The sequence below is a fragment of the Streptomyces chilikensis genome (assembly GCF_001642695.1).
In the GTDB taxonomy this organism is placed as follows: domain Bacteria; phylum Actinomycetota; class Actinomycetes; order Streptomycetales; family Streptomycetaceae; genus Streptomyces; species Streptomyces chilikensis.
The window spans coordinates 1-1,354 of sequence record NZ_LWCC02000123.1; the positions used below are offsets into that span (position 1 = coordinate 1).

The following is a 1,354-nucleotide window of genomic DNA, read 5'->3' on the forward strand; positions in this document are numbered from 1 at the left end:
CCCCGGCCGCGGCCCTGCGCGACGGGGGCGGTCACTGAGATGCCCCTCCCCCCGCCGGACCGCCCCGACCGTCCCGACCGCCCGCACCGCCCGGACCCGGAGGTCACCGAGATGGGCTCCGCGTCCCCGGCCGCCCCGGCCGCGTCCACCGCCCCGGCCGCGTCCGCCGCCTCGTCCCCGGTCGCCCCCTGGGTCCGCACCCGCCTGCGCGCCGCGCCCTCGGCCGCCTGGCTGCCGGCCCTGCTGGTGGTGCTGACCTCGTTCCTGGCGGCGGTCCTCCCGCTCGCCCTCGACCGCCACGAGACCTCCGGCCTGCGGCACAGCCTCGCGCGGGCCCGCGACACCGAGACCGTGCTCAACGTCCACGCCCTGTCGCACCGCAACCAGCCCCAGGCCGACCGCGAGGCGGCCCTGCGGCCCGGCGCGCTGCGCGCCCGCCTGGACGCGCTCCTCTCCGTTCCCGGGGCGCCGTTCGTCACCGATCGCGGCCAGGTCTCCTACGGAGTGGCGGCCGGGGACAGCCTGCCGGTCGGCGAGGAGTGGATCCCCCGCCTCGGCGCCGCCCCGCCGCAGATCACCCTGGTCGCCCCGCAGGACCTGGCCGGCCACTCACGGATCGCCGAGGGCCGCCTCCCCCGGTCCACGGGCACCGTGACCGCCGCCGTCCGGGAGGTCGAGGCGGCGGTCTCGCGGGAGACCGCCGAGAAGATGAACATCGACGTCGGCCGGACCGTCGCCGTCCCGGGCCCGCCCGACCGCGGCCCGCTGGTCGTCCGGATCACCGGCGTCCTCTCCCCCGTCGACCCCGACGGCGCCTACTGGTCCGCCCGGCCCCTGCTACGCACGCCCGCCCTGACCCGGATACCCGGCCCCGGCGACCCCAACGCCTACTGGCTCGGGGCCCTGCTCCTCGCCCCCGACGCGGGCCCCGCGATCCTCGGCACCAACGCGCCCGTGAGCGCCTACTGGAACCTCCCGCCCCGGCTGGACGGCCTGAAGGCCCGCCAGGTGCCCGCGCTGCGCGCCGAGATCGCCTCCCTGGAGTCCGGCCCCGGCCTCAACCGGGTGCGCGAGGCGGTCCCCCTGTCGGGGACGGAGACCGAGCTGGACACCGTCCTCGCCGACCACACCCGCCTGCGCGACGCGGTCGCCCCGCTGATCACCGTGGCCGCGGCCGGCGCCGGCACGGTCGCCGCGGCGGTGATGCTGCTCACCGGCGGGCTGGCCGCCGCCCGCCGCCGCACCGAGCTCACCCTGGTGCGGGCCCGCGGCGCCTCGCTGCCCGCGCTGACCGGCCGGCTGCTCGCCGAGACCGCCGTCGCCGCCGTGCCCGCGGCGGCGCTGGGCCTGGCCG

General features: G+C 79.8%; 1 pseudogene. It reads left to right on the forward strand.

Features of this window, described 5'->3' with window-relative positions:
• Positions 1 to 39: 39 nt before the first annotated feature.
• Positions 40 to 1,354, forward strand: a pseudogene (locus A2U95_RS26200) (ABC transporter permease); the annotation flags it as partial.